Source organism: Clostridium thailandense, assembly GCF_019207025.1.
Lineage (GTDB): Bacteria > Bacillota > Clostridia > Clostridiales > Clostridiaceae > Clostridium_AM > Clostridium_AM thailandense.
Genome location: NZ_JAEEGC010000247.1, coordinates 1 through 1,266 on the forward strand (window position 1 = coordinate 1; position 1,266 = coordinate 1,266).

General features: G+C 34.1%; 1 protein-coding gene. It reads left to right on the top strand.

The annotated features are described in order from the left end of the window. Positions 1–1,221 (top strand): trimethylamine methyltransferase family protein (locus I6U48_RS29280; protein WP_218324043.1); only part of this gene is annotated, 1,221 nt, incomplete at its 5' end. Between the last annotated feature and the right edge of the window lie 45 nt (positions 1,222–1,266).

The following is a 1,266-nucleotide window of genomic DNA, read 5'->3' on the forward strand; positions in this document are numbered from 1 at the left end:
GAGGATGTAATTATGGATCATCAAAAAGAATCATTAGCCGTAGAGCAACTTCATCAAGCTAGTTTAAAAATACTTGCTGAAATCGGGGTTAAGTTTGGAAGTGAAAGAGCAAATAAGGTCTTTAGAGAACATGGCTTTAGACAAGAAAATGGAAGAACATACTTTACCGAGGAAGAAATCAACAAATATTTGAACATGGCAACAAAAGAATTCACTGTTTATGGTAGAGATGAAAACTACTTTATAAACGTAAATACAGAAGAGGTAAATTATACTCCAGGATATGGATCACCAAGGATAACTAATGCTGATGGAAGTGTTAGAGAAGCCTTATTTGATGATTTTCTAAAGATGGCTAATTTAGTTCATATGGAAAAATCATTCAAGATAAATGGGGGTATTCTTGTTCAACCGTATGATATAGATCCTGAAATAAGTATACCAGCTATGGTATATGCTTCAATGAAACGTTCTTCAAAAGTAATCTATGGTATTCAAGGAGTTAGAAAAGATCAGATAGATATATTTAATATGTTAGAAATCCTATTTGGAGGTAAAGAAGAATTAAGAAAAAAAGCTAGATATATAACATTCATAACAGCTACTAGTCCTCTTAGAGTAGAGTCAAGTGCAATAGATACATTATTTCAAGGCTGCGAATACAATCAACCTATTGCTATTTGTTCAGCTTGTATGCCAGGTGCAACTTCGCCTGTTACGCTAGCAGGTTCCATTGCAATGTGTAATGCTGAAATACTAAGTTGTATAGTGTTAACTCAACTTGTAAATCCAGGGAACCCTGTAATACATGAGTTCTCATGTTATGGTTCAAATGTTCAAACAGGAAATGCATCTATAGGTTCACCAGAGCTTATCAAAGCTGGCAGATATGGGTCACTGCTTGCTAAAAAATATGGATTAGCTTGCAGAAGCGGCGGAGCTTTATCTGATGCAAAAGGCGTTACTGCTCAAGCTGGAGTTGAAACAGCTATGTGCTTATTCCATACTAATTTGTATAAAGGAAACATGGCTATGCACTCAGCTGGTATTTTAGACTCTTTTGCAACAATGAGTTATGAAAAATTAATGCTAGATTTTGAAGTAATAGATAGATGTGGTAATTATTTTGAAGACATTGAAATAAGTGAAAATACTTTGGCTTTTGAAACATTGAAAGATGCTTACCATAAGTTCTGGATCATTTATAGTCATAACTGCTAAAGCATTGTTATCTACAATTATCATCTTGACATGACGTTCTTCATC